The organism is Faecalicatena faecalis (genome assembly GCF_012524165.2).
Classification (GTDB): Bacteria; Bacillota; Clostridia; order Lachnospirales; family Lachnospiraceae; genus Faecalicatena_A; species Faecalicatena_A faecalis.
On sequence record NZ_JABACJ020000020.1, the window covers coordinates 58,341 to 84,165 of the forward strand.

The 25,825-nt window shown below is 44.8% G+C and carries 27 protein-coding genes; 24 read left to right on the top strand and 3 right to left on the bottom strand.

Annotation, left to right across the window (positions count from 1 at the left end):
- Positions 1-9 precede the first annotated feature (9 nt).
- The 7 genes from HGO97_RS17560 to HGO97_RS17590 all read left to right on the top strand — a co-directional run bounded on the left by HGO97_RS17560 (position 10) and on the right by HGO97_RS17590 (position 5,524).
- A complete protein-coding gene (locus tag HGO97_RS17560; RefSeq protein WP_216244233.1) occupies positions 10-972 on the top strand; it encodes an aldo/keto reductase in 963 nt (320 codons plus the stop codon).
- Positions 959-2,017, top strand: a complete 1,059-nt coding sequence (locus HGO97_RS17565) for an MBL fold metallo-hydrolase (RefSeq protein WP_216244234.1) — start codon at positions 959-961, stop codon at positions 2,015-2,017. The genes HGO97_RS17560 and HGO97_RS17565 overlap by 14 nt, the downstream gene beginning before the upstream one ends.
- 260 nt (positions 2,018-2,277) lie before the next feature.
- Positions 2,278-2,556, top strand: a complete 279-nt coding sequence (locus tag HGO97_RS17570; RefSeq protein ID WP_216244235.1) for a hypothetical protein — start codon at positions 2,278-2,280, stop codon at positions 2,554-2,556.
- 13 nt (positions 2,557-2,569) lie between these two features.
- Positions 2,570-3,340 (top strand): 4Fe-4S binding protein, encoded by a 771-nt coding sequence (locus HGO97_RS17575; RefSeq protein WP_216244236.1) that lies wholly within the window; start codon positions 2,570-2,572, stop codon positions 3,338-3,340.
- A gap of 15 nt (positions 3,341-3,355) precedes the next feature.
- On the top strand, positions 3,356-4,177 hold the full coding sequence (locus tag HGO97_RS17580) for an alpha/beta fold hydrolase (protein WP_168866560.1): 822 nt from the start codon (positions 3,356-3,358) through the stop codon (positions 4,175-4,177).
- A gap of 11 nt (positions 4,178-4,188) precedes the next feature.
- Positions 4,189-4,716: a putative immunity protein gene (locus HGO97_RS17585; protein WP_168866561.1), complete on the top strand. Its 528-nt coding sequence runs from the start codon at positions 4,189-4,191 to the stop codon at positions 4,714-4,716.
- Between the two features lie 94 nt (positions 4,717-4,810).
- Complete coding sequence (locus HGO97_RS17590; protein WP_168866562.1) at positions 4,811-5,524, top strand: DUF5714 domain-containing protein; 714 nt, start codon at positions 4,811-4,813, stop codon at positions 5,522-5,524.
- 128 nt (positions 5,525-5,652) lie between these two features.
- Here HGO97_RS17590 and HGO97_RS17595 read toward each other — a convergent pair whose 3' ends face one another.
- Positions 5,653-6,387, bottom strand: coding sequence for a lysophospholipid acyltransferase family protein (locus HGO97_RS17595; protein ID WP_168866563.1), 735 nt, complete (start codon positions 6,385-6,387; stop codon positions 5,653-5,655).
- Positions 6,388-6,775: 388 nt separating this feature from the next.
- On the opposite strand from HGO97_RS17595, the gene HGO97_RS17600 reads away from it, so the two are divergent.
- From HGO97_RS17600 to HGO97_RS17650, 11 genes are all read left to right on the top strand, one after another.
- Complete coding sequence (locus HGO97_RS17600) at positions 6,776-7,252, top strand: protease complex subunit PrcB family protein (RefSeq protein ID WP_216244237.1); 477 nt, start codon at positions 6,776-6,778, stop codon at positions 7,250-7,252.
- Positions 7,253-7,264: 12 nt separating this feature from the next.
- Entirely contained in the window at positions 7,265-8,824 is a 1,560-nt protein-coding gene (locus HGO97_RS17605; protein ID WP_216244238.1) for a DUF3794 and LysM peptidoglycan-binding domain-containing protein, read from the top strand.
- 189 nt (positions 8,825-9,013) lie between these two features.
- Positions 9,014-9,970 (top strand): 4-(cytidine 5'-diphospho)-2-C-methyl-D-erythritol kinase, encoded by a 957-nt coding sequence (ispE, locus tag HGO97_RS17610; protein ID WP_216244239.1) that lies wholly within the window; start codon positions 9,014-9,016, stop codon positions 9,968-9,970.
- Entirely contained in the window at positions 9,960-10,637 is a 678-nt protein-coding gene (locus tag HGO97_RS17615) for a GntR family transcriptional regulator (RefSeq protein ID WP_216244240.1), read from the top strand. Before ispE ends, HGO97_RS17615 begins: the two co-directional genes overlap by 11 nt.
- A gap of 121 nt (positions 10,638-10,758) precedes the next feature.
- Entirely contained in the window at positions 10,759-11,400 is a 642-nt protein-coding gene (gene spoIIR / locus HGO97_RS17620; RefSeq protein WP_216244241.1) for a stage II sporulation protein R, read from the top strand.
- Between the two features lie 68 nt (positions 11,401-11,468).
- Positions 11,469-12,656, top strand: coding sequence for a cation diffusion facilitator family transporter (locus HGO97_RS17625; protein WP_216244242.1), 1,188 nt, complete (start codon positions 11,469-11,471; stop codon positions 12,654-12,656).
- A gap of 41 nt (positions 12,657-12,697) precedes the next feature.
- Positions 12,698-13,402, top strand: a complete 705-nt coding sequence (locus HGO97_RS17630; protein ID WP_216244243.1) for an acyl-[acyl-carrier-protein] thioesterase — start codon at positions 12,698-12,700, stop codon at positions 13,400-13,402.
- A 223-nt stretch (positions 13,403-13,625) separates the two neighbouring features.
- The gene (locus tag HGO97_RS17635; RefSeq protein WP_287839818.1) at positions 13,626-14,075 is read left to right on the top strand and encodes an RNA polymerase sigma factor; all 450 of its coding nucleotides are present in this window, start codon (positions 13,626-13,628) and stop codon (positions 14,073-14,075) included.
- A gap of 21 nt (positions 14,076-14,096) precedes the next feature.
- Complete coding sequence (locus HGO97_RS17640; protein ID WP_216244244.1) at positions 14,097-14,843, top strand: hypothetical protein; 747 nt, start codon at positions 14,097-14,099, stop codon at positions 14,841-14,843.
- Positions 14,834-15,535, top strand: a complete 702-nt coding sequence (locus HGO97_RS17645) for an ABC transporter ATP-binding protein (RefSeq protein ID WP_216244245.1) — start codon at positions 14,834-14,836, stop codon at positions 15,533-15,535. Before HGO97_RS17640 ends, HGO97_RS17645 begins: the two co-directional genes overlap by 10 nt.
- Positions 15,532-16,704, top strand: coding sequence for an ABC transporter permease subunit (locus HGO97_RS17650; RefSeq protein WP_168866793.1), 1,173 nt, complete (start codon positions 15,532-15,534; stop codon positions 16,702-16,704). The genes HGO97_RS17645 and HGO97_RS17650 overlap by 4 nt, the downstream gene beginning before the upstream one ends.
- 41 nt (positions 16,705-16,745) lie before the next feature.
- Here HGO97_RS17650 and HGO97_RS17655 read toward each other — a convergent pair whose 3' ends face one another.
- On the bottom strand, positions 16,746-17,222 hold the full coding sequence (locus tag HGO97_RS17655; protein WP_216244246.1) for a DUF1648 domain-containing protein: 477 nt from the start codon (positions 17,220-17,222) through the stop codon (positions 16,746-16,748).
- A gap of 188 nt (positions 17,223-17,410) precedes the next feature.
- Between HGO97_RS17655 and HGO97_RS17660 the strand changes: the two genes are divergently transcribed.
- From HGO97_RS17660 to HGO97_RS17685, 6 genes are all read left to right on the top strand, one after another.
- Entirely contained in the window at positions 17,411-18,232 is an 822-nt protein-coding gene (locus HGO97_RS17660; RefSeq protein ID WP_216244247.1) for a CvfB family protein, read from the top strand.
- 73 nt (positions 18,233-18,305) lie between these two features.
- Entirely contained in the window at positions 18,306-18,545 is a 240-nt protein-coding gene (locus tag HGO97_RS17665) for a polya polymerase (RefSeq protein ID WP_216244248.1), read from the top strand.
- 97 nt (positions 18,546-18,642) lie between these two features.
- On the top strand, positions 18,643-22,116 hold the full coding sequence (locus HGO97_RS17670) for a DNA polymerase III subunit alpha (protein ID WP_216244249.1): 3,474 nt from the start codon (positions 18,643-18,645) through the stop codon (positions 22,114-22,116).
- A gap of 153 nt (positions 22,117-22,269) precedes the next feature.
- A complete protein-coding gene (gene pfkA, locus HGO97_RS17675) occupies positions 22,270-23,286 on the top strand; it encodes a 6-phosphofructokinase (protein WP_216244250.1) in 1,017 nt (338 codons plus the stop codon).
- An 18-nt stretch (positions 23,287-23,304) separates the two neighbouring features.
- Positions 23,305-24,126 carry a glutamate racemase gene (gene murI / locus HGO97_RS17680; RefSeq protein ID WP_216244273.1) on the top strand — a complete coding sequence of 274 codons (822 nt, stop codon included), beginning with the start codon at positions 23,305-23,307 and terminating at the stop codon, positions 24,124-24,126.
- Between the two features lie 9 nt (positions 24,127-24,135).
- Positions 24,136-24,594 (top strand): DUF1934 domain-containing protein, encoded by a 459-nt coding sequence (locus HGO97_RS17685; protein WP_216244251.1) that lies wholly within the window; start codon positions 24,136-24,138, stop codon positions 24,592-24,594.
- Positions 24,595-24,679: 85 nt separating this feature from the next.
- On the opposite strand, the gene HGO97_RS17690 is transcribed toward HGO97_RS17685, so the two are convergent.
- Positions 24,680-25,648 carry an AraC family transcriptional regulator gene (locus tag HGO97_RS17690; protein WP_216244252.1) on the bottom strand — a complete coding sequence of 323 codons (969 nt, stop codon included), beginning with the start codon at positions 25,646-25,648 and terminating at the stop codon, positions 24,680-24,682.
- Between the last annotated feature and the right edge of the window lie 177 nt (positions 25,649-25,825).

The window sequence follows — 25,825 nt, forward strand, 5'->3', positions numbered from 1 at the left end:
GCTAAAGTAATGGATCGAATTGTAATTCCAAATACCGAATTGTCTGTTTCACAGATTGGCCTGGGGACTGTTGGGGCAGGAATTGACTGGGATGGAGCAGATGCCGACAGGATTTTTGATACGTACTTGGATCTTGGAGGGAACGTTATCGACTCCGCACACGTCTATTCAGACTGGATACCGCCTGAAATAGCAAGAAGTGAGCGTGTAGTAGGCGATTGGCTTCAAAGAAGCGGCAAAAGGAAAGAGATTGTGCTGATTACAAAGGGCGGGCACCCCGATATGTTGGGAGAACATCCTGATATTCATATCAGCCGCATGAGAAAGAGTGATATGGTCGGTGACCTGGAGGCGTCTTTGAGGCAGCTTCGTACAGATTATATTGACATCTATTTTTATCACAGAGATGATATAAAGCAGCCTGTTGAACAGTTAGTTGATGTGATGCAGGGGTTTGTTAAGGAGGGGAAGATACGTTATTATGCTTGCTCTAACTGGTCAGCCAGGCGGATGAAAGAAGCGGAGGCTTACACTAAAAAAATGGGGTACCGGGGATTTATTGCAAATCAGGCACTTTTAAACGTAGGATCTAAATACATGAAACCGTTAGCTGATGATACTATGGAAGCAGTAGACGAGGAAATGTATCGTTACCATAAAGAAAATACATCAAATCTTCTTATGCCATATATGGGAGTGTGCAGTGGTTTTTTCCACATATATATTTCCAAAGGAGAAGAGGCGGTAAAGAATAGCCCATATTATACAAAAAATAATTTACAGATAGCAGAACATTTAAAGAAACTAATGGGAAAGTATGGATGTACCGTTTCACAGACAGTACTTGGCTTCTTTATGCAGCAGGAGTTCTCCTGTGTGCCTTTATATGGACCGCAGAATATAGAGCAGCTGCGAGATGCAATGGAAACCCCAGAAATTCCATTTTCGAAGGAAGATTATGATTTTCAATGATAAGAAAATAACTACGAAGCCAAAAGAGGAGGTAATTAGTTTGAGAAGTAATATTTCAAAACAAGAGTATCAAAGAGTTCCAATGAATGTTGGGGGTGAAATGCTTGATGCAGCATGGCTTAATAATCTAAGAGAGAACAATAAGACTAAAAAGATATATGATTCGGACCCATTTGTAGAAGTCTATCAGTTCCGCGAGAACTTTTATGGCTTTTTAACTGATCTGTTGGATGGAGATAATAATTATGTATGGATGTATTTGATTGTAGGACCTGAAAAAGCAATGTTGATTGACACTAGTTTCGGACTTGGAAGGCTAAAAGACCTTGTTGATGAGATAAGCGGAGGAAAAGAGGTCATCGTTGTCAATACCCATTGCAGCTGTGACCATTCCTATGGTAACTGTCAGTTTGAAAAAGCATATGGGCATGTTGATTTGGTGGATGATATGAACTGGAAGCAGAATCCTGGTATCTGGGACTATCTGTTTGATGAAGATGGAAAAAGCATCTGGGTCGACTTTGAACGTGAAGATCTTATACCATTTAAAAAGTATGAATTTATTGGGGTACAAGACGGCCATGTATTTCAACTTGGCGGGGATTATGATGTTGAACTTGTTTGGCTTCCAGGACATCAGCCAGGCCATGCCGGATATCTGGATAAGAAAAACCGTATTTTAATTGCTGGGGATGCAGTATGCGGCGGTGGAGTTGGGCTGAGCGGAGGAAGCGATTTCTTTGCTGATGAACATCATGCCAGGGATAAATTCCAGGGAAGCAATATACCATCGGAAGATTCCAGAAGGACGGTAACTGCGTATCGAGATGGCCTTGTAAGAGTATCGGAACGCATGGATGAATTTGATTATATTTTTGGCGGTCATGGGACAAATGATATAGATAAGAATATTATTCCATCTATTATCGAAACATGCAATAAAATTATAGCAGACCCTGATTGTTATGATTATAAGAATGGAGATAGATTACAGAAAATGGTCCCTGGCTGGGCATCCATTGGGTATTTTGAAAATGGTGTTTAGTCTGAACAATGTTGGAGTCTAGTAATTATAGAGGAAGTTTTCTATATCATTTTGTGGTATGGGAAACTTTCTCTTTTTAGATGGAGAGTTTTGTCTTTTTATCAAAACTAGAAGCTTATAATGAATATTTGTATCGGGAGGTGACTTTCTTACCAGGCAATGTTAAAATATGAGTAACGTAAGTGCGAGTCAGACAAGCAGGCATAATATAAGTAAGTGTGGAATGGTGCGGGAGGATGTATTCTGAAAGGAGCTAGTTTATGATAACAGTAATGAACCGGAAAGAACTGATTGCTACATATGATATGAGGGTTCAGTCGGAGGTCCGGGATCTCCTGGCGCACAATCATATCGATTATCAGGTCAAGGTAGTGAACCGGAAGAGCTCATCGCCGATAGGGCCTGGGATGCGGGCGTATACAGGGACCATGGGAGAGAAGCTTGATATGGAAGGGGAATATATCATCTATGTGAAGAAGGATGAATATGATGCAGCGTGGGAAGTGATTAAGGACGTGGATGTCAGTCCGAGACGATAAGGAGAATTGCAGGATGAAGTTATATGAGATTTATTTCAGTCCTACAGGCGGAACGCGAAAAGTCAGCGGGATTTTAAGCAGTGAATGGGATTGCGGGAAAACGGAGATTGATTTGTCTGATACGCAGGCAGATTTTCCGGAATATCAGTTTGGAGAAGATGATATCTGCATTGTATCGGTGCCTGTATTTGGCGGCAGAGTTCCTGTACCTGCGATTGAAAATTTAGGAAAGCTGAGAGGGAATGGTGCAAAGGCTGTTCTGGTGGCTGTGTATGGGAACCGTGCGTATGAGGATGCACTGCTGGAAGTGAAGGATGCGGCCGTATCCGCAGGCTTTGTTTGTGTGGCCGGGATTGCCGCAATTGCGGAGCACTCGATTATGCACCAGTTTGCGGCGGGCAGGCCGGATGAGACGGATAGAGGGCAGCTTTTGACATTTGCAAAGGAAATCAGGAAGAAGCTGGAAGCAGGAGAAGTTCCGGGCGGTCTATGTGTCCCGGGGAATCATCCTTATAAAGAATTAAAGGTTGTGCCGATGGTTCCGGTGGCTGGTGAAGAATGTATCAGTTGTGGAATCTGTGCAAAGAAATGTCCGGTCGGCGCTATTTCGAAAGAAAATCCGATGGAAACAGATGGAGATACATGTATCGCCTGTATGCGCTGTATTTCCGTATGTCCTGAACAGGCACGCAGGATAGATTCGGCGGCTGTGGAGGCACTTTCGAACCGGCTTTTTGATATCTGCACGGTGAGGAAAGAAAATGAACTGTATCTGGCGGAGTAGAAGAGGGGATTAGTGATGTTTTACGAATATGGTGATGGAAAACTACATTATGAAATGATAGGAGAAGGGAAACCTGTTCTCATGCTTCATGGTATGACATGCGACCTGAATATGATGAAAGGCTGTATGGAACCGATATTTACGGGGGATACCTTAGAGAAGTACCAGCGGATCTATGTAGACCTTCCGGGGATGGGACAGTCTGTTTTCCCGCTTGATTGTGCATCGGCGGACCGAATTCTGGAAGTGCTGGAGGCATTTATCCGCGATACGGTGCAGGGGGATTTTTTGCTGGCAGGAGAATCTTATGGGGGATATCTGGCCCGGGGAATTCTGTCAAAACTGTGTGACCGAATTGCAGGAATGCTGTTACTCTGTCCGGTGGCTATACCAGAGAGAAGCCAAAGGACGGTGCCGGAGACAAAAGTTAAGTTCTGGGATGAGCAGTTTCTGGATAGTCTGTCATCAGAAGAGCGGAGAGGATTCTTCGGATATGCAGTCGTTGCCAACAAGGAGACATACCGGAGATATCAGCAGGAGATTCAGCCGGGAATCGCTCTGGCAGATCCTGTGTTCGCTGAGCGGCTGGAAGAAAATTATGCTTTTACCTGGGACGTGGACGCGAGAATCAGAGAGCTTGGCTGTACACAGCCTGTCCAGTTCATCTGCGGAAGACAGGATGACTGCGTAGGATATCAGGATTTGTGGAATCTGATGGAGGATTATGAGAGGTCAGCTTTTTCAGTGGTTGATATGGCAGGACATAATCTGCAGATCGAGCAGCCGGAGATGTTTGGGGCACTGGTAAGGAACTGGTTGAATATGGCGGGAGAATAGAGGAGATATAGATGCCAAAATTAAGGAAGATGCTGGGGGATGTGAATTCAGAGGAATGCATTTCCCTGATGCAGTTGATAGAGACACAGAGTAAGAGTACCCTCACGGCTTGGGCTGTCGGGTATGTAAAGGAGAATTATCTTGGATTATATGAGGCAGAGCATCCGGAAGACCATCGGCTCCGGGATGCAGTTTCCGCCTGCGAAGAGTGCCTGACAGGGACAAAAAAGTTAAGTGAGATCAAGCCGGTTCTAAAGGAAGCGGCACAGAGTGCCCGCGATGCGGCAGACTATCCGGTTGGACAGGCAGCAGCACGGGCCGTTTCCACGGCGTGCGGAACACTGCAGACGCCCACGAACGCACTGGGGTTTATATTTTACGGAGCAGCTGCGAAGGCTTACAGTCAGGCAGGGCTGGATGGATCAAAGGAAGTATATGATAGACTGGCTGATGTGGAGTTCAGGAATGTTTATGAATCTCTGAAAAAGGCAGCAGTGGAGGATGAAAAGAATCCGGTTAAGGTGAAGTGGAATTGTTGATTTTCATTTGACCCGGGAAGTCGGGCAGCAGATTTTGAATATCTGTTTTGAAAATGTTTATTTTTATAAGTGAGAAAGAGAATGGAGGAACAGTATGACCAGAGGAGAAGGTGCATGTCTGATTTGTGGACAGCCGATTCAGTATTTTGAAAAAGCGCAGGAGATGGAGTGCGTGATCTGCCATCAGAAATTCATAAGCCATGCAAGCTGCGAGGAAGGGCACTATGTATGTGACGAGTGTCATGCAAGTAAAGGTGTCGAGATCATTTTACAAGGGTGTTTAAATAGCACGTCTCGAAATCCGGTTTTAATGATGCAGGAACTCATGGAAAATCCTTACATATATATGCATGGACCAGAACACCATATTTTAGTTGGAGCCGCCTTGCTCACTGCGTATCATAACAGTGGTGGTGAGATAGAAATTGAGAAGGCACTGGAAGAGATGAAGTCACGTGGAAGCGAATATCCCGGCGGCTCCTGTGGACTGTGGGGATGCTGTGGAGCCGCTGTCAGTACAGGGATGTTTATGAGTATTATCACAAAAGCTACCCCTCTGACGGGAAAATCATGGAGATTATCCAACCAGATGACATCCAGAGCACTCAAAGCGATTGCGGATTTGGGCGGTCCCAGATGCTGTAAACGTAATTCCTTTACAGCAGCCAAAGAAGCTGCAGAATTTGTCAAAGAAAATTTCCAGATAGAGATGGAACTTCCAGAAAAAATAGAGTGCGAATTCTCATCAGAGAACCAACAATGCCTGAAAGCACATTGTCCATATTTTAAAGTGGGCAGGTCCTTATGATGGTCATATTCAGAATATTTTTTAAACAATAAGGTTACAAATAAGAGTCCCCACGTTCCAGACTAAATTGTCTTGAATGTGGGGACTCTTTGGATTTTTCGGTTAATTGATACAATAAGTCGGTTTTCCTAGAGCATTTCTGCATTTCGATTGATAGTTTCCTGAAGGATGTTTTGTACATAGTTTCCGATATGCTTTTTTTCTTCCTTTTCCAGTTGATCTGGGTAGATTGGTTTTCCATATTCGATTATAACATGTACTTTTTTGATTCTTGGAAATTGTTTTTCGAAGATCGCACATGTATTATTCATGGAAATCGGTATGATTGCGCAGTTTGTCTTTGTGGCAATCTTAAATGCACCATCTTTAAAAGGAAGCATGCTTAATTCCTCCCCTTTATTACGTGTTCCTTCTGGGAAGATACAGATGGAGATTCCTTTTTTGACATAATCAATTGCCTGCAGGATGGTCTTAAGTCCTTCCTTCGGGTTCTCGCGGTCAAGGAACAGGCAGTACAGATAGCGCATCCATGTGGAAAGCAGTGGAATGTGCTCCATCTCTTTTTTTGCAACATATCCTGTCAGACGTCTGCAGCGGGAATATGTCAGCAGAATGTCGAAAAAACTACGGTGATTGCCGATAAACAGCACAGGTTCATCCGGGACATTTTCTTCTCCGATGACAGTCGTTTTCACACCTGTTATTTTCAAAATTACTTTGAATGCCCATTGAACAATACGCAGGGAGCTGTAGTCCCTCTTTTCGCGGTTGAATTTTCCGATGACCCATTCCACGAAAAATACTGGTATTGAAAGAATCAAGAACGATACCAGAAAGATTACGATACAGATAAATCTAAACATAAAGAAATACCCTCTTTTCTATTTTATTTATGTATAAAATCGAGGTACGCCCCTCGATTTCCGCTTTTACAATTATACTAAAGCTGATAAAAAAAGACAAGCTTTCTAAACAGTTTGTGCTTAGTGAGCGAGCTCCCACGCAAAAACTGTACATTTCTTTCCGCATATTCGTAGGAAAACGATTCAGCCATGCAAGCTCGATTCCGCGGCGGAGCCGCTCCATCTCGCTTCGGCTAAGCGCCGTATGGAAAAAAATATACAGTTTGTGCTTAGTGAGCAAGCTCCCACGCAAAAACTGTATATTTCTTTCCGCATGGCTGAATAGTTATGAATATTTCAGACAGCCTTTTAATATGATAATAGAGAGAATATACCGCGGAGATTGGATATGGAATATAAATCATATCGGTTTTGGCATCCCATAATACCAGTCTTAGGGGCAGGAACCATACACAGGAGGTGCAGATACCTGGTTGTTCTGACAGGGTGTCTGTTTATGCTGGTACTGTCAGGATGTGTATCTCGCCCCCAGAAAACAGAGAAGCTCAGGGACCTGAAATTTACTGTGATGGATAAAGAAAAAGTGCCAAATGAGTTGAAAACGGCAATTCTGGAGAACAGGGATATGCCTTTCAAGCTGACCTATGCTGACCAGGGATATCTGTACATTGCTGAAGGGTACGGGCCGCAGCAAAAGAGCGGGTACAGTGTGGAAGTGACAGGGCTTTATGAAACAGAGAATGCTGTTTATATACATACGAATCTATTGGGGCCTGAAAAGGGCGAGAAAACGCAGGATGCAGTCACATATCCCTATGTGGTGGTGAAGCTGGAATTTATCGACAAAAATGTGGTGTTTGATTAGAGGAGGATGTATATGGAATTGATTAAAAAGCAGGTACATTATACACAGGAAGGAAAACGTACGTTCGATCAGTTTTATTTGGATGAGGATTACAATGTCCCGGATGCGAAGGAGGATGTACAGCAGATTATTCAGGGGAATGGAAATGTTAAAATAGAAGATATCAAATTAGTGGAGAACTACATACGTATTTCCGGGAAACTGTATTTTCATATTCTTTATGTGACTGCAACAGGGGATCCCCAGCCTGCAGTTCTGGACGGAAAAATTCCCTTCGAGGAAATGGTCTACACGGATGGGGGAGAGATGGAGAACTATTTTATTCAGAACATCCGTGTGGAGTTCACCTCCAATCTGGTTCATTCCCGTAAGTTGAGCATCCGCGCCATGGTTGAGATGGAAATTGGCCGGGAAAAACTGGAGGATGAAGAGACAACGGTAGATATTGACAGTCCTGTATCCATTTATAAGAAAATGAAACGTGTAAATCTATTGGAGCTCCATACGACTAAAAAGGATACTTATCGAATCAAAGAAGAAATCACACTTCCAGGTACAAAGGAAAGTATTGGACAGCTTTTATTGACAGATGTCAGCAGCAGGAAGCTGGAGATCCGTTTGGGGCAGGATGAGATGCAACTGAAAGGGGAACTGCTCGTTTTCTGCATGTATTTGTCAGAGGACGGGAAGACCGATTGGCTGGAACAGACGCTGCCTTATGAGGGGAGAATTGAATGTGGTGGCGTGGAAGAAGGGATGTATTATTATGTCCACAGCAATCTGGAGGATACCCTTGTGGATATCCGCATGGATGAGGATGGCGAGATGCGTCTGCTTGGGATTGAAGGAACATTGAACTTGCGGATGAACATTTATATGGAGGAAGAAATGGAGCTTTTGGAGGATTTATATTCTCTGGAACAGAACTGTGGGTTTGAGACGCGGGAGGCTGTCTACGAGGAACTACTTGTACAGAATTATTCCAAATGTAAAGTAACGGAGAGGCTATCCCTTCCTGAATTAAAAGATGATGTGCTTCAGATTTGTCATAGTGATGGCAGTGTGCAGATCGAGCATATGGAACAAGTGCCGGAGGGAATTCAGATCGAAGGAATTCTTCATATTTCCTTCTTATATTTAAGGGCTGACGATGCGATGCCGTTTGGAGGATGGCAGGGAATGGTACCATTTTCATATCTCTTGGAATGCCCGGGAATGTCCGAAGAGGTGCGATACAATATTTCCTATCATGTAGAGCAGCTCTCTGTTAACCTTGCTGGCAGCGAGGCGGTAGAAGTGAAGGCTGTCCTGGCGTTTGATACCTTTATGCGCAGACCGGTGCCGATGCAGGTGATTACCAATGTGGAGCTGTCCCCTGTTTCTATGGAAGAAATGGAGCGGCGGCCAGGAATTGTGGGGTATATCGTGAAGGATGGAGATGAGCTCTGGAATCTGGCAAAAAATTACATGACCACGATCGAGGGGATTAAAGAGGTCAATGAGTTGGAGAGTGATGCCATCAAGGCAGGCGATAAGCTTCTGATTTTTAAAGAAAATATGAGCATACTATAATCCTGTTAAGGAAATAGAGGAGAAGAAGCAGTGTTACAGTACACGTCAACAGGGTGTGTACTGTAACACTGCTTCTTCGAAAATAATGAGATTCCGGGAGAAAAGATTCCGGGGGAAATGATTGATTTTTAAGAAAAATGTGGTTATACTGTGAGTATAATGTATACAAGATACAAAGGAGGACAAAGGATGAAACGGTTACCTGAGAGTGCAGTAAATCCTGCACAGCCTTCTGATGGGCAGGCGCTAAGAGGAACCCGGAAGAGGATAGAATTAAAGGCACTTGCGAAGATAAATCTTGGACTGGACGTATTGGGAAAAAGAGAAAATGGATATCATGATGTGCGCATGGTAATGCAGTCGATCTACCTGTATGATGATGTGAGAATTGAACGGACAAAGAATCCGGGGATTGAAGTGAAGACCAATCTGTATTTTCTGCCTACGGATGAGAATAATATTGCATATAAAGCTGCGGCGATGCTGATTGAGGAATTCCAGATTCATGAGGGCGTAGTCATCACATTGGATAAACATATCCCGGTGGCAGCAGGTATGGCTGGAGGGAGTTCTAATGCCGCGGCAGTCCTGTTCGGAATGAACAAGATGTTCGGCCTGGGGCTGTCCAAGCAGGAATTGATGGAGAGAGGTGTCAAACTGGGGGCGGACGTGCCGTACTGCATCATGCGTGGGACAGTTCTGGCCGAGGGAATCGGAGAAGAGCTGACAGTACTTCCGGCGATGCCGAAGTGTACGGTTCTGGTGGCCAAGCCTGGTATTAGTGTTTCTACAAAGGTGGTATATGAAGCATTGGATTCGAAAGAGATCGTAAAGCATCCCAATATTGATGCTCTGCTTGCTGGTCTTGAAAAAGGTAGTCTTCGAGAGGTAGCAGCTGCGATGGGAAATGTGTTGGAGGATGTGACGATTCCGATGTACCCCGTAATTGAAGACATTAAGAATGTGATGAAGGAAGAAGGAGCAATGAATGCCATGATGAGCGGCAGCGGTCCGACTGTATTTGGCTTGTTCGAGAACAAGGCACAAGCCAGGAAGGCACAGGAGAAGATCCGTGAAAAGGCACTGGCAAAGCAGGTGTATGTAACGAACATCCACGGGGCAAGGAGGAACGAATATGGAGCCTAAATTTGAAGTAACAATGAACGAATACCTGCCTTTAAGAGATGTTGTATTTAATACCTTGAGACAAGCGATTCTGCGAGGAGAGTTAAAACCCGGCGAGCGTCTCATGGAAATCCAGCTCGCGAATAAGCTGGGAGTCAGCCGTACTCCGATTCGTGAAGCCATCCGTAAGTTAGAGTTGGAGGGCTTAGTCCTTATGATTCCAAGAAAAGGTGCGGAGGTTGCGGAAATCACAGAAAAAAATCTAAGGGATGTTCTGGAGGTACGTGGCGCTCTGGAAGAACTGGCGGTCCGTCTTGCCTGTGACCGGATTGGCGAGGAAGGAATCGAGAACCTGAAAAAAGCTGCGAAGGGCTTCGAAGCCGTGCTTGATAGTGAAGATATTACGAAGATCGCAGAGGCAGATGTGGCATTTCATGACATCATCTACCTTGCGACAGACAATCAAAGACTAATTCAACTCTTAAATAACCTGCGTGAGCAGATGTACCGTTATCGTGTAGAATATCTGAAACAAAAAGAATGGCATCCGAAGCTCCTGGCAGAGCATCAGGATATTATCCAGGCCATTGCAAACCGGGAACGGGATAAAGCGGCTAATATCACAAGTCAGCATATAGACAATCAGGTAGAAGCTGTCATCGACATACTGCGTCATAAAGACGAATAAAATGAGAAGATTCTGACAATGGAGAGCAAAGGGGGCTTACCCCTTTGCAAAATGTATAAAGCCTGAAGTTCTGTCAATACTCCATATATAACAAAGATTAGCTAAATGGAGGTATTTACATATGGACAGGACTTATATAGAAAGGCGTGCCAACAGGATTATTTTGATTTTGGCAGTTGTAATTGCAACGATTATTACGGGGGTGCTGAGCTGGAGGATGCAGCTTACAGCGAAAGCAGAGGCGCAGGAACATCTGGCAGGGGAAGTGTTGCGCTTTCACATTTTGGCGAACAGTGACAGTAACGAAGACCAGGCTCTGAAGATGAAGGTCAAAGATCAGGTGATCGCGTATTTGGATGAAACTATGCCAAAAGGGCTGGATGTGGATGAGACAAAAGACTGGGTGCGCAGACATACTGACGAGTTGGAGAGTCTGGCAGAGACGGTCATTGCAGAAAAGGGGAGGGACTACCCGGTGAGTGCTGCTGTGACGACCTGCTATTTCCCGGATAAAACATATGGGGACGTGACATTTCCGGCTGGTAATTATGAGGCACTGCGAATGGAAATAGGTGCGGCAAAGGGACATAATTGGTGGTGTGTTCTGTATCCGAACCTATGCTTTTTGGATGCTGCGAATGCGGTAGTACCGGAAGAAGGAAAAGAAGAATTAAGAAGTGTGCTGACTGAGGAAGAATACTCACAGGTGACGGCACAATCAGACTTTAAGATAAAATGGTATTTTCTGGAGAACTTAAAATAGGATATCGGTTGTGGACAAACATCCGGGTATGTGGATAAAAGAACTCCGGGAATCAGGCGGAGGGGAAAATGACTGAATTTTTGGTGAAACATTTTGTGAAAGATTATGAGCATGTGGAAAAGGTGTCCGTGCGTACGGCTTATGGAGTATTATCCAGTATCGTGGGCATCTTTTGTAATGTTCTTTTATTTGTGATAAAATTTATAATCGGATTGATTCTGCACAGTGTTGCAGTTATGGCGGATGCATTCAATAACCTGTCGGATGCCGGATCCTCCATTATCAGCTTTATAGGAGTGAAAATGGCCAGCAAGCCGGCTGATGAGGATCACCCATTTGGGCATGGCAGGATGGAATATATAGCAGCACTTGTCGTCTCTTTTTTGGTATTGGAGGTGGGATTTACATTCCTGAAAGATTCATTGGGGAAAATCAGACATCCCGAGGTTTTGAATTTTCAATTGTTGTCTGTGATCATCCTGCTTCTGTCTATTGGTGTGAAGCTGTGGCTGGGAATATTTAACCGGAAATTGGGACAAAAGATTGATTCCAAGGTCATGATGGCAGTATTCACAGATTCTATGGGAGACGTAATCACAACGGGGGCGACGATTCTGTCCGTTGTATTTTTTGCGTTGACGGGAATCAATATTGACGGGTTTGTCGGTGTTGGAGTCGCTCTGGTCGTTATGTGGGCAGGTGTTGGAATTGCCAGGGATACGCTGGAGCCTTTGATTGGTGAGGCTGTGGACCCTGATCTCTATACGAAGATCAAGCGTTTTGTTGAAAAATATGACGGCATCGAGGGGACCCATGATTTAATTGTACATGATTATGGACCGAACAGAAGCATGGCTTCGATTCATGCCGAGGTCCCGAATAATGTGAATATTGAAGTCTCACATGAGGTCATAGACCGAATAGAACGTGATGCAGTGGAACAATTGGGGATTTTCCTTGTTGTTCATATGGACCCGATCGAAACAGAAGATGAGGCGGTATTAAGGCTTCGCAAGCAGGTTGAGGGGGCACTTAAAGGGTTGGATGAAAACTGCAGTATTCATGATTTTCGTGTGGTGGAAGGTCAGGAGCAGATTAATCTGATTTTTGATATGGTCGTACCGATCGCGTATGACGATATGCAGAAACGCGAGCTGCAGGAAAAGCTGGCTGCAGTACTTCGGGAAACGGATTATCGTTATCGATGTGTCATCACGATGGAACACAGCTTTATGGCAAATAAGGACGAAGATTAGACAGTATGCATCAGAACAATTAGAGGAAAGAAGGATAAGATATGTATTCATTTGACAGTAGAGTAAGATATAGTGAAATTGACCACCATGGCACATTGACCCTCCCCGGATTGATTAATTATTTTCAGGACTGCAGTACCTTTCAGTCAGAAGATATCGGGCTGGGACTGGAAGTGCTAAAGGCGAGGAAAAAGGCATGGATTCTTTCCTACTGGCAGGTTGTGATAGAGCGTTTCCCGGCAATGGGAGAGCAGATAACAGTGGGGACCTTTGCCAGCGGATTCAAGGGTTTATACGGAGACCGTAACTTTGTCATGGATGATGCAGACGGAAACCGGGTAGCCTATGCGAATTCTATCTGGGTATTTATGGATACAGAGAAGGGAAGACCCACAAGACCCAGCGAGGAGGATATTCGGCCGTATGGAGCGGAGCCTCCGCTTGATATGGTGTACGAGGGACGCAAAATAAAACTTCCCGAAATGAGTGAAAATCTTCCTTCTTTTCCTGTGCGGAAGTATCATATCGACACAAATGAGCATGTGAATAATTGCCAGTATGTACAGATGGCACTAGAAATACTGCCCGAGGATATGAAAATTCATCAACTTCGGGTGGAGTATAAGAAATCGGCGGTGCTTGGAGACGTGATTTATCCGAAGGCAGCATATGAGGCAGAACGGACGGTCGTGGAACTGTGCGATGCAGATGGCAAACCGTATGCGGTAATTGAGTTAAAAGAATAAAATGAAGAGATATAAGTTAGCTGTAAGAGAGAATAAGAAATAGGATAGCAGCAGAATCCGGGTGAAGGTGCCGTTTTCATAGGATTCTGCTGCTTTTTGCTTATAGAGAAAATTTGTCCGCACATTTTAGCAGTGAGATTCGTTAATCATATTGTAAGAATAGTGTGGAAGTAGCGAAGCGGATTCCAAATATCTGCTTTGAGCTGAAAGGGGGGATTCTGGCGTGTTCACGGGACTGGAAGAGGATTACGAGAAGATATACCGGTATTGTTATATGAAGCTTAAGCACCAACAGACCGCAGAGGATATTACGCAGGAGACCTTCCTTTGTTTTCTGGAGAATTGTACATACAAAGAAATCGGCAGGCGCCTGCCGTTTCTGTATACCATTGCCAGGAATAAATGTATTGATCAATATCGGGCGAAAAAGACAGAGGGACTCAGTGACAACGTGGCAGACAGTAAAGACAGAAGTCCAGAGGTTTCCATTGACCTTGAGCGTGCAGTAGTAAAATTGAACAGTGAGGAGCGGGAGCTGATTTTTCTAAGGTATGTCAATGAAGTACCAGTAAATGATATTAGTAAAATACTGAATATTTCCCGCTTTTCTGTACGCCGAAGAATTCAAAACTGCCTGAAAAAATTGAAAGATACATTAGGGGAAGATTTTTAGGACATGGAAGGAGGTATTGGCTTGCGAAAAAGAATAGAAGAAAAGCTAAGTAAGGATCTGAAACAATTATATAAAGCGCCTGTTCCAGAGGGAAAGGCAGAATTCATCAGAGAGCTGGAACAGCAGTTGGAACTGATAACAGAGAAGAAGGAGATGTCTAATTTCCAATTTATCTGCCAACAGATTCCTTATATCAGAAAATGGAATTGGCTGCTGGTAGTCTTAAGCTTTGTGTTTACCGTGCTGGGAATCAAATATATAGATAGACAAGCGGTCTGTCTGACGGCGGCTTTTGTGCCATTTTTGGCACTTGCGGCAGTATCGGAGGGCAGCCGTTCTATACAGTATGGTATGGATGAATTGGAGCTGGCGTCCCGGTTTCCATTAAAAGTCATTGCTGCCTCCAGGCTGTTCCTTTTGGGAGCAAGCAATCTGATCTTACTGACGGTATCCAGCTTTGTTTTAGGAACAAGAGGTACTACCGGAATTTTGTTCAATGGGGCAGTGATCATGATACCGTATCTGCTGACCGCCTTCCTGAACTTATTTATTGTAAGGAAGATGCATGGCAGGGAGAGTATTTATGTCTGTCTGGGAGGCACAGTACTGATCAGTGGGGTGAATTTGCTGATGAGCGTACCAGAGAATTCAATTTACATGCGGCTGAGTGATAAGAGTCTTCTGCTGATTTTTACAGCAGCAGTCATTATGACCATCCGTGAGTGTGTGAAATTTATGAAGCAAACGGAGGAATACGTATGGAGTTAGTAATAGATAGACTGACAAAGCAGTATAAAAATAAAATCGCTGTGGACCGGGTCTCCATAACATTATCACCAGGTGTATATGGTCTGTTAGGGGCGAACGGGGCAGGAAAAACGACGCTGATGCGTATGATCTGTGGAATATTGAAGCCTACAGGGGGGACGGTCACCTTTCAGGGAATACCGGTATCTAGTGAAGAATTCAAGGATATGTTGGGATATCTGCCACAGGATTTTGGGTATTATCCTGACTTTACAGGGATGGATTTTCTGATGTATATGGCCCTTCTGAAAGGAATCAATAAAACTGCGGCACGGAAGCGATGCAAGGAATTATTGGACCTGGTCGGGCTTTCAGGAATGGAGAAGAAAAAGATCAAGATCTATTCTGGCGGAATGAAACAGCGTTTGGGAATCGCACAGGCGATTCTGAACCGCCCAAAGCTCCTTGTGCTGGATGAACCAACAGCGGGGTTGGACCCGAAGGAGAGGGTACGTTTTCGAAACCTGATTGCAGAATTGGGGAAGGAAAATATTGTGCTTCTTTCCACGCACATTGTGTCCGATGTAGAGAAAATCGCGGACCGCATCCTTATGATGAAGGAGGGGCAGTTGATATTCAATGGGACCTTTGATGCTATCGGGGAAAAACTAGAGGACTTTTATTTGGAACAGTTTGAGGAGGATGGCATATGAAAAATTTCTGGGCATTGACAGGAGTTGAGTATAAGAAATTATTAAAACGAAAAACAATCTGGGTCACATTGGCGGTCCTCACTGCATTTGCTGTATTTTCTGTATGTGGATCTCTTCTGGGAAACGTATACGTAGAGGGGGAAGCAGTGAGCACACATTTTGAGATGATTCAACAGGACCGTAGGGCGGCGGCAAAGTTTGAAGGCGAGAAGATCGATGCAGGGATGCTTGATCGTCTGGCAAACCTGGAGCAAAAAGATTCTGATTCGATACCGACTGACCTGTTTGTCTATGTGGGAACGATACTGAAGAATGCAGGTATGACGGAGGAGTTGGAAGGAAATATGTACAGATTTGATGAAGATCTGTATCAGATAAGAGCAAAAGCTCTGGAAGAATACTGGAAGTCTGACGTTTTAGCAACAGGAGAAAAGGCAAGGCTACGGGAGATGAATCAAAAGTTAGAGATTCCCTTTACATATCACTACACAAAGGGATATGAGAAAGTAATCAGACTGGAGTATGCTCTTGCTGTCCTGCAGGGGCTGCTGATCGCTATTTGTATTCCTCTGATTTTTGCGGAGGAGCACCAGAGAAAAACGGCACAGGTAATTATGTGCAGCAGACTGGGGCGAAGCAGCCTGTTTCGGGCAAAAATATTTACCGGGATTACATTTTCTGTCTTGGGAACGCTTCTTTTATTTGCTGCGATACTGATACCTGCGGCGTTGATCTATGGGATGGGCGGATTCCAGACACCGATTCAGGTATACTTCCCGATGCTGCCATGGAACTTGAACATGGGACAGATGATGCTCATACTTTTGGGAATCGGGCTTTTATCAGCAATCCTCAGGAGTGTCATTGCCATGCTTCTGGCGGAAAAATTCAGGAGCAGCACAGTTCCGATGGCAATTCTGGTAGGCTTTCTGATTCTGAGCAGTTTCATTGAAATACCGGGTCAGTTCAGGGTTCTATCCAGAGTATGGGCCTGCATCCCAGGGAATTTTATGAATGCAGTGGATGCGTTTGGCAATAAGCTGATTTCTATGTTTGGTAATTACGCTGGAATCTGGCAGGCGGGTCCTATCTTTTATCTGATCTTAAGTCTCGTACTGATTGGAATCCTATTTAGTATTTATAGTACCTATCAGGTAAAGGAAAAGTAATCAGCTCCTTTTCGCTGACAGCGCAAATCAAGAAAAACAGCCTATCTTTTTTTATAAAGCTGTATCAGGAAATAAATCATAGGCCCGAACGTTAAAATCAGAGTTCCAGGCAGGAACCATGCAGGCAGCGGGCGGGCCGTGGTAGTGTTGACTGTAATAAAGGTAAAGACGAACACCATGACCAATTTCATAGTTACAATCATATTTTTCACAATCGTATAGATCCGGAGCTGATTTTTCCTTGTTACCTCTACACCTGTATTCCAAACCTGCGGATGGCGTTCTAACAGTCCAATGCCCAGATACATAAGGACAGCGACGATTGGGCAGAATAATATTTCATATTTTGAGCCCCAACGGTCAATCTCTCCGACACCGTTATAATGTGCAGGAAGCTGGTCGGGGAGCTGCTGCCAATTGATGATGAGCCAGATAAAGGTTCCAGCCAGCATTATGATGCAGGCCAGGTTGACGGCCCGGTGGTATTTGGTACGGGGAATTTCAAGTTTTTCGTTCATAGAAACGCCGCCTTTCTTCATGGACTGATCTAGGTCAGTACATTTGTTGACCTTATTATATATTCCGATGTAAAATAGTACAATAAAATATTTGCTAATTCATGGGATTCAAGGTATACTTACAGGGTATCGGAGGAAGAATCAAAGCAGGGTAGGAAGACTTTGGTGTAATAGAAGGAGATTTATCAATGAAGTTAGGTGAAAAACAGGTATTAACTGTTGTAAAAAAAGTGGATTTTGGAGTTTATCTTGGAACGGATGAGGAGCGCGTCCTTCTGCCGAAAAAGCAGGTGCCAGAAGGTGTTGAACCAGGTGATCCGGTTGAGGTGTTTTTATACAGAGATTCTGATGACAGGCTGATTGCGACTACACATGAACCGAAGATCACGCTGGGACAACTGGCGGTCCTTAAGGTAGCCGATGTAGGACGACTGGGAGCATTCTTAGACTGGGGATTGGAAAAGGATCTGTTCCTTCCATTTAAAGAGCAGACGGTCAAAGTACAGAAGGGTGATTCCTGTCTGGTATCTCTTTATATTGATAAGAGTGGCAGACTTTGCGCTACAATGAAGGTATATCATCTTCTGTCCACGGAATCCCCATATAAGAAGGACGACAGAGTTAGCGGGATGATTTATGATACCAGTGATGAATTTGGCATGTTCGTGGCAGTAGATAACAAATATTCTGCCCGGATACCAAAGAAGGATATCTGTAAGGGATTGAAGGTAGGCAGAGTCGTGGAAGCACGTGTGGCCGCTGTAAAAGAGGACGGTAAACTGGATCTGAGCGTGCGTGATAAGATTCCAGAGCAGATGGATAAGGATGCACAGTACATTATGAAAGTAATGCAGGGATATGACGGGGAACTGCCATTTACAGACAAGGCTGACCCGGAGACGATCAAGGATGAACTGAACATGAGCAAGGCCGCATTCAAGCGTGCTGTGGGACGTCTTCTCAAAGCTGGAAAGATTGAAATCCTGGAAAAAGGCATCCGCATCCGCTAAAAAAATATTGCAATCCTCCTAAAATAGGATATAATAGGAGAGGAAGAAGTAGATTGAAAGGAGATAGAGTAGAATGAAAGTACAGAACATCACAGACATAGACGCATTTTTTAAAGTAGTTGATCAGTGTAAAGGAAGAGTAGAGTTAGTAACAGGAGAGGGAGACAGACTGAACTTAAAGTCAAAGCTTTCTCAGTATGTTTCCATGGCGAACATCTTCTCTAACGGTGAGATTCCGGAACTTGAGATTATTGCATATGAAAAAGAAGATACAGACAGACTGATCGGTTTCATGATTAATGGTGGACAATAAGATCAGCAGTACATAAGTGAGAAGGAAGCATATAGAAGGGTAGTCTCTGTCAGGGACCGCCCTTTTTTCACATAAATACAGGCAGCAGAGGTGAACAATGGATTTTGCACATTTACATGTCCATACAGAATATAGTCTTCTGGATGGTTCGAACAAGATAAAAGAATATGTGGCAAGAGTAAAAGAGCTGGGAATGAACAGTGCGGCAATTACAGACCATGGTGTGATGTATGGTGTGATTGACTTTTACCGCGAGGCAAAAAGCCAGGGAATCAAGCCAATCCTTGGATGTGAAGTGTATGTTGCTCCGAATTCCAGGTTCGATAGAGAGATTGCCGGGGGAGAGGACCGTTATTACCATCTTGTTCTGCTGGCGGAGAACAATACCGGGTATGCGAACCTGATGAAGATTGTATCCCGGGGATTTGTGGAAGGATATTATTACAAACCGCGAGTGGATAAAGCGCTTCTTCGTGAGTATCACGAGGGGATCATTGCATTGAGCGCCTGTCTGGCAGGTGAGGTGCAGCGTTATCTTACCAAGGGATTGTACGATGAGGCAGTGAAGTCGGCTTTGGAATACCAGGAGATCTTTGGAAAGGACAATTATTTTCTGGAGCTGCAGGACCATGGCATCCCGGACCAGGCACTTGTCAATCAACAGCTTTTAAAGATGTCGCGGGAACTGGACATTGACCTGGTAGCTACCAACGACGTACATTATACCTATGCGGAGGATGAGAAGCCCCACGATATCCTGCTCTGCATCCAGACCGGCAAGAAGCTGGAGGATGAGAACAGGATGCGTTATGAGGGCGGGCAGTATTACGTCAAGTCCCCGGAGGAGATGGCGCAGCTATTCCCTTATGCCCTGGAGGCATTGGACAACACACAGCGAATCGCCGACCGCTGTGAGGTAGAGATTGAATTCGGTGTGACGAAGCTCCCGAAATATGATGTGCCTGACGGCATGACATCCTGGGAGTATTTGAATAAGCTTTGTTATGAAGGATTAGAGAAGCATTACGGTAACCCATCTTCGGAATTGAAGGACCGCTTGAAATATGAGCTGGATATCATCCAGAATATGGGATACGTGGATTACTTTCTCATCGTATGGGATTTCATTAAATATGCGAAGGATCATGGGATTCCGGTAGGGCCGGGACGTGGATCGGCTGCGGGAAGTATCGTTTCCTATTGCCTGGAAATTACGAATATTGATCCAATCAGATATCAGCTTCTGTTCGAGCGTTTCCTGAATCCAGAACGTGTATCCATGCCTGATATCGACGTGGATTTCTGTTATGAAAGACGCCAGGAGGTCATAGATTATGTGGTACGCAAGTACGGCAAGGACAGAGTGGTACAGATCGTGACCTTCGGAACGTTGGCGGCCCGGGGTGTTATTCGGGATGTGGGACGTGTGATGGACCTGCCATACGCGTTTGTAGATTCCATCGCGAAAATGATTCCAACAGAGCTGAATATTACGATTGATAAGGCATTGAAGATGAATCCTGAGCTCAGGAAGACGTATGAGACAGATGAGCAGGTCAAATATCTGATCGACATGTCCAGACGTCTGGAGGGACTCCCGAGACACAGCTCCATGCACGCGGCCGGGGTCGTGATCAGTCAGAAATCGGTGGATGAATATGTTCCCCTGTCCCGGGCACAGGATGGTTCGATCACTACGCAGTTTACCATGACCACGCTGGAGGAGCTGGGACTTCTTAAGATGGATTTCCTGGGACTGCGTACTCTGACGGTGATTCAGAATGCGGTACACATGGCGAGAGAGAAGACTCCTGGCCTGAATATGGACGAGATTGACTATAACGATAAAGAGGTGCTCGATTATATCGGAACGGGCAAGACGGATGGAATCTTCCAGTTGGAGAGTGCGGGGATGAAGAGCTTTATGAAGGAGCTAAAGCCCCACAGTCTGGAGGATATTATCGCCGGTATCTCACTATATCGTCCGGGGCCCATGGATTTTATCCCGCAGTATATCCGCGGTAAGAATGATGCCTCTTCCATTACCTATGATTGTCCGCAGTTGGAACCGATTCTGGAACCTACCTATGGCTGTATTGTCTATCAGGAACAGGTTATGCAGATCGTACGTGACCTGGCTGGGTATACCCTGGGACGAAGCGATCTTCTGCGCCGTGCCATGTCCAAGAAAAAGGGCGATGTCATGCAGAAGGAGCGGGAGATTTTTGTACATGGGGACCAGGAAAACGGGGTTCCTGGGTGTATTGCCAACGGAATCGATGAGAAGACGGCGAATAAGATCTATGATGAGATGATCGATTTCGCAAAATACGCATTCAATAAGTCCCACGCGGCTGCATATGCGGTGGTTGCCTACCAGACAGCCTATCTGAAATATTACTATCCCGTGGAGTTCATGGCAGCACTTATGACATCCGTGATTGAAAATCCGCCCAAGGTGGCAGAATATATCTATGCCTGCCGGCAGATGAATATTCAGATCCTGCCGCCGGACATCAACCGTGGAATCGCAAATTTTTCTGTTGACGAAGGGAATATCCGGTATGGACTTGCTGCGATCAAGGGGGTAGGTAAGCCGGTCATTGAGGCCATCGTGGCAGACCGCAAGGAGTTCGGGCAGTTTAAGAATCTGGAGGATTTTATCAGCAGACTATCTGTGAAGGAGATCCTCAACAAACGTGTCATTGAGAACTTTATCAAATCGGGTGCGCTGGACGGTCTGGGTGGAACAAGAAAGCAGTTCATGAGTATCTACATCCAGATCGTGGACCATGTGAACCAAGAGAAGAAGTATGCCATGACCGGGCAGATGACGCTTTTCGACCTGGTGGACGAGGATCAGAAGAGTGAGTTCGAAATCAAGCTTCCCGATGTGGGAGAGTATTCGAAGGAGAATCTCCTGGCATTTGAAAAAGAGGTGCTCGGTATCTATATCAGCGGACATCCACTGGAGGAATACGAGGAGAAATGGCGGAAGTCTATCTCAGCTACAACGGCGGATTTCCAGCCTGATGAGGAGACAGGAAGGACCAAGGTACATGACGGTGCGCGGGAAATCATCGGCGGCATGATTACGGATAAGACGGTCAAGCATACGAGAACGAACCAGATGATGGCGTTTTTGACGGTGGAAGATCTGGTCGGGACAGTCGAGGTGGTTGTATTTCCGAGAGATTATGAGAAGAACCGCGTACTTCTCGAGGTAGATAACAAGGTATTTATCAAAGGCCGGGTATCTGAAGAGGACGAGAAGGCGAGCAAGCTGATCTGTGAGAAAATCATACCGTTCGAACAGACAAAGAAAGAATTGTGGATTCAATTTCCGAGCAAGGCGGCATTTCTTGAAGAGGAGCAGATAGTATATGGTTATTTGGCAGACTCAGAGGGAGAGGACGAGGTCGTGATCTACTGTCAGGCAGAGCGGGCAGTCAAGCGCCTTCCAAGGAACCGTAATATCAGTATCGGGCAGCAGGTATTAGGCAGATTAATGAACCATTACGGCGAAAAGCGGGTAAAAGTGGTAGAAAAACCTATTGAAAACCATATATAAATAGGTTAGAATAATACCCGAAGTGTTAAAAAATAAGCAAAGTAGGTCCTGTTAAGTGTGAGGGACGCCGCACTGGGAAAAGATGCCGGCTGCGGAAAGTTTTTCAGTGAACTTTATGATTAGGTAGGGATTTTTAGAAAGGTGGATATGAACATGGCAGAAACAAAAGCAAAGAAGGAAAGCCTCCTGGATGAGATTGAGGATCAGATTCGCACAATTGGAGTTCTGACCAGTGGTGGAGATGCTCCGGGAATGAACGCAGCAATCCGTGCTGTCACAAGAACAGCGCTTTCTAAAGGACTGAAGGTCCGTGGAATCAGAAGAGGATATCATGGTCTTCTGAAAGAGGAAATTATAGATTTATCTGCCCGTGATGTATCTGATACAATTCAGCGCGGAGGTACCATCCTCCAGACAGCACGCTGTCAGGCGATGCGTACAGAAGAGGGACAGCAGAAAGCAGCAGCGATCTGCAAGAAATATGGAATTGATGGGCTGGTAGTAATCGGTGGAGACGGTTCTTTTGCCGGTGCACAGAAGCTATCACACCTTGGAGTCAATACAGTAGGACTTCCGGGAACAATTGACCTGGATATCGCATGTACAGATTATACGATTGGTTTTGACACTGCAGTCAATACAGCAATGGAAGCGATCGATAAGGTGCGTGATACTTCTACCTCTCACGAGAGATGCAGTATCATTGAGGTTATGGGACGTGACGCAGGCTATCTGGCTCTGTGGTGCGGTATTGCCAATGGTGCAGAGAGAATCTTGATGCCAGAGGAGAAGGATTATGATGAGGCGGCACTGATTGCGGATATCATGGCAAATAAAAAACGCGGTAAGAAGAACTACATCATCATCAATGCAGAGGGTGTCGGCGATTCTATCAATATGGCAAAGAGAATTGAGGAAGCGACCGGAATCGAGACACGTGCAACGATTCTGGGACACATGCAGCGCGGTGGGAGCCCGACATGTAAGGACAGAGTATATGCGTCTACTATGGGTGCTATGGCAGTAGAACTTCTCTGTGCAGGAAAGTCCAACCGCGTCGTTGGTTATAAGAACGGAAGATTCGTAGATTACGATATCGAGGAAGCTCTGTCCATGAAGAAAGAGATTCCTGCACACCAGTATGAAATCGCAAAAATATTAGCAATCTAGGAGACGAGTGCATTGAGTATGGAATGTAAAAAGACGGCGCCGATCGGTGTATTTGATTCCGGCGTCGGCGGGCTTACAGTAGTACGGGAGATGATCAGGCAGTTACCGAACGAGAATATCGTATATTTTGGGGATACTGCCCGCGTTCCATACGGCAGTAAGTCCCAGAAGACGATCATCCGTTTTTCGGAGCAGATCATCCGTTTTCTTAAGAAAAAGCAGGTGAAGGCAATCGTCATTGCCTGTAATACAGCCAGTGCGCTTGCATTGGATGCAGTAAGAGACGAATTCGACGTACCGATTCTGGGTGTGGTCATCCCCGGAGCACGTGCTGCGGTGGAGGCAACTCAGAATTACAAGGTGGGCGTTGTCGGAACAGATGCGACAGTCCAGAGCGGTATGTATACGAAGGTCATCCGGGGGATGAACCCGGATATTACCGTCATCGAAAAGGCCTGTCCCCTGTTCGTCCCGTTGGTGGAAGAGGGCTTTAAGGAGCATCAGGTGACACGGGAGATTATCGATTATTATTTGGATTCCATGAAGAAGACAGATATTGACGCGATGATATTGGGATGTACTCATTATCCTCTGCTCCGCTCTAAGATTCGTGCCTACATGGGGGATAAAATACAGATTGTGAATCCGGCCTATGAGACTGCGATGGATTTAAAGAGATTGTTAGAAGAACAGGATATGGTCAATGACGGAACCAAGGCACCGCACAGCAGCTATGAATTTTTTGTGAGTGATGCGGCGGAGAAGTTCCGGCAGTTTGCCAATACGGTGATGCCGTTCGACATATCCGAGACAAATGTAGTAAATATAGAAGAATATTAGGTGAAGCATATGACAAAGGATGTATTGGTCAGCATATCAGGAATGCACATGGACGTTGTCTCAGGAATGACAGATGCGGACAACGAGCCGATTGAGGTCGTCACCCCTGCCAGCTATTACTGCAAAAACGGCAAGCATTACGTCATTTATGATGAAGTAGTAGAAGGTATGACCGGGACAATCAAAAATAAAATAAAGATTACCGGCACAGACAGCGTAGAAATCATGAAGACCGGTATATCCAATGCCCATATGGTATTTGAGAAGAACAAGAAGAATCTTACTTACTATCAGACCCCGTACGGGCAGATGCTTGTGGGCGTGAATACCAGGAACATGGAAATTAATGTGACAGACGACAACATCGGCGTCAGCGTTGATTACGAACTGGATATCAATCATGAGCCATTGGCAGATTGTAAAATAAAGATGGAGATTTATTCAAAGGGGTCAGACCCTTTCTCATAGGGGGAAGACCTTTTGAATAATAATAGAGAACCCGTCCGGGATTTTCACAAGCTGAGAATCCCGGACGGGTTTTTTGACTGTATTTTTAAATTCCCCATTCACGTCTATACTGAAGTGGTGTTTTGCCATCCTCCTTTTTAAAACATCGAATGAAATATCCTACACTTTCAAATCCCAGATGATCTGAAATATCGTTGATGGACATGGTCGTGACACGAAGAAGCTCTTTTGCCTTATCAATCCGCATACTACGCTGAAATTCACTCGGCGTACTTCCGACATAAAGACGAAACTGCTTCTGAAGATAAAATTTATTTACAAAGAACTCCTCCGCAAGAGAGTCGAGCGTGATGCGCTCATTAAAATGTTCTGTAATATATTCCATAGCCTGTGGAACAAATTTAGGAGGCTGCTTTTTTAGCGCCATTGTCTTGTCGTGTATTGCAGATTCCATACAGTAGGTCATCAGATATGTAATGATGGAGGCGGCTTTGATGTCCGTCTGATAATCATTGTAAATATTGGTATTATAGAAGCTGATCAATTTCCGAAGATGCTGTACGGCGTCGTTGTTTCTCATGGTACCAATCGGACTGTTGTTATTGAGTTCCATAAAGCTTTCGTAGTATTCGTGTGTGGAATTTCCCCAGAAATGCATCCAGATCACATTCCAGTGTTCCGTGTCTGAATCTATTGCATAATAATTCAGTTTCCGACAGTCTATCCAGAAAAACTGTCCGGGAGAAAGCGTGTAATGCTTTTCGTCGTAGTTCAGATATCCTTTCCCATCTAAAGTGATTTTTAAGAGATAAGACTGCAGGCCCTGACGGGTCGTCATGTAATTTTTGCCTGTTACGAATTCCCCTACCTCCTGGACGTATGGCAGATGCGCCCGGGCTTTGGGGTTTGTGTGTGCGATGAACCATTGTGAATCAGGCGTGACATCAAGATTGTACTGAATAAATGCACAACCGGTCTGAGTTTCGGCCAAAGTGTCTTGATACTGTGGAAAGTCTACGAGATTCTGCGCTTTTTGATTTACTTTTTTCGTCATTTCCAAATTCCTCCTCCAAGCCAAGATAGTGACATTTTTGCACAAGATAAAATAATGACATCTTGGGCAACATGAGTATAATTAAAGGAAATGGATAGAGAATTTCGAAAAAAATATTAAATATTGTGCACAATTAAGCGTTTTTTTAGATTTGTTGGTGCTATCCATTGTATCACA

Bases quoted from the DNA above. Each gene is read 5' to 3' on its own strand.
- HGO97_RS17560 (WP_216244233.1), top strand. From the start codon at position 10: ATGGATCGAATTGTAATTCCAAATACCGAATTGTCTGTTTCACAGATT.
- HGO97_RS17565 (WP_216244234.1), top strand. From the start codon at position 959: ATGATTTTCAATGATAAGAAAATAACTACGAAGCCAAAAGAGGAGGTA.
- HGO97_RS17570 (WP_216244235.1), top strand. From the start codon at position 2,278: ATGATAACAGTAATGAACCGGAAAGAACTGATTGCTACATATGATATG.
- HGO97_RS17575 (WP_216244236.1), top strand. From the start codon at position 2,570: ATGAAGTTATATGAGATTTATTTCAGTCCTACAGGCGGAACGCGAAAA.
- HGO97_RS17580 (WP_168866560.1), top strand. From the start codon at position 3,356: ATGTTTTACGAATATGGTGATGGAAAACTACATTATGAAATGATAGGA.
- HGO97_RS17585 (WP_168866561.1), top strand. From the start codon at position 4,189: ATGCCAAAATTAAGGAAGATGCTGGGGGATGTGAATTCAGAGGAATGC.
- HGO97_RS17590 (WP_168866562.1), top strand. From the start codon at position 4,811: ATGACCAGAGGAGAAGGTGCATGTCTGATTTGTGGACAGCCGATTCAG.
- HGO97_RS17595 (WP_168866563.1), bottom strand. From the start codon at position 6,387: ATGTTTAGATTTATCTGTATCGTAATCTTTCTGGTATCGTTCTTGATT.
- HGO97_RS17600 (WP_216244237.1), top strand. From the start codon at position 6,776: ATGGAATATAAATCATATCGGTTTTGGCATCCCATAATACCAGTCTTA.
- HGO97_RS17605 (WP_216244238.1), top strand. From the start codon at position 7,265: ATGGAATTGATTAAAAAGCAGGTACATTATACACAGGAAGGAAAACGT.
- ispE (WP_216244239.1), top strand. From the start codon at position 9,014: ATGAAACGGTTACCTGAGAGTGCAGTAAATCCTGCACAGCCTTCTGAT.
- HGO97_RS17615 (WP_216244240.1), top strand. From the start codon at position 9,960: ATGGAGCCTAAATTTGAAGTAACAATGAACGAATACCTGCCTTTAAGA.
- spoIIR (WP_216244241.1), top strand. From the start codon at position 10,759: ATGGACAGGACTTATATAGAAAGGCGTGCCAACAGGATTATTTTGATT.
- HGO97_RS17625 (WP_216244242.1), top strand. From the start codon at position 11,469: ATGACTGAATTTTTGGTGAAACATTTTGTGAAAGATTATGAGCATGTG.
- HGO97_RS17630 (WP_216244243.1), top strand. From the start codon at position 12,698: ATGTATTCATTTGACAGTAGAGTAAGATATAGTGAAATTGACCACCAT.
- HGO97_RS17645 (WP_216244245.1), top strand. From the start codon at position 14,834: ATGGAGTTAGTAATAGATAGACTGACAAAGCAGTATAAAAATAAAATC.
- HGO97_RS17650 (WP_168866793.1), top strand. From the start codon at position 15,532: ATGAAAAATTTCTGGGCATTGACAGGAGTTGAGTATAAGAAATTATTA.
- HGO97_RS17655 (WP_216244246.1), bottom strand. From the start codon at position 17,222: ATGAACGAAAAACTTGAAATTCCCCGTACCAAATACCACCGGGCCGTC.
- HGO97_RS17660 (WP_216244247.1), top strand. From the start codon at position 17,411: ATGAAGTTAGGTGAAAAACAGGTATTAACTGTTGTAAAAAAAGTGGAT.
- HGO97_RS17665 (WP_216244248.1), top strand. From the start codon at position 18,306: ATGAAAGTACAGAACATCACAGACATAGACGCATTTTTTAAAGTAGTT.
- HGO97_RS17670 (WP_216244249.1), top strand. From the start codon at position 18,643: ATGGATTTTGCACATTTACATGTCCATACAGAATATAGTCTTCTGGAT.
- pfkA (WP_216244250.1), top strand. From the start codon at position 22,270: ATGGCAGAAACAAAAGCAAAGAAGGAAAGCCTCCTGGATGAGATTGAG.
- murI (WP_216244273.1), top strand. From the start codon at position 23,305: ATGGAATGTAAAAAGACGGCGCCGATCGGTGTATTTGATTCCGGCGTC.
- HGO97_RS17685 (WP_216244251.1), top strand. From the start codon at position 24,136: ATGACAAAGGATGTATTGGTCAGCATATCAGGAATGCACATGGACGTT.
- HGO97_RS17690 (WP_216244252.1), bottom strand. From the start codon at position 25,648: ATGACGAAAAAAGTAAATCAAAAAGCGCAGAATCTCGTAGACTTTCCA.